1 protein-coding gene is annotated in these 317 nt (G+C 59.0%); it reads right to left on the bottom strand.

Translation table 11 applies throughout. The features are described from left to right. Positions 1–317: hypothetical protein (locus N2K84_RS20385; RefSeq protein WP_428222009.1), on the bottom strand; the 317-nt coding region annotated here is incomplete at both ends.

The following is a 317-nucleotide window of genomic DNA, read 5'->3' as shown; positions in this document are numbered from 1 at the left end:
AAGGATTTGGTTTCCGTGGCGGTGTTGCCGCAGGCATCCGTGGCCGTAAAGGTCACCGTGATGCTTTGGGCACAATTGCCGGTCGGGGCCGTATAGCTTGCCGATACCGTCACATCGCCGTCGCAGTTGTCCGAAGCCGTGGCGGTCGCCGTCCAGCTGTCAACCTGTGTGGCATCGAAACATTCCAGTGCCAGATCAGTGGCCGGCAACGTAATTACCGGGGCGGTCTTATCATCTACCGTGAAGGATTTGGTTTCCGTGGCGGTGTTGCCGCAGGCATCCGTGGCCGTAAAGGTCACCGTGATGCTTTGGGCACA

The sequence above is a fragment of the Gaoshiqia sediminis genome (genome assembly GCF_025907915.1).
Taxonomy (GTDB): Bacteria; Bacteroidota; Bacteroidia; order Bacteroidales; family Prolixibacteraceae; genus Gaoshiqia; species Gaoshiqia sediminis.
The sequence above is the reverse complement of the archived record's forward strand: the minus strand, read 5'-3'. Positions and strand labels throughout refer to the sequence as shown.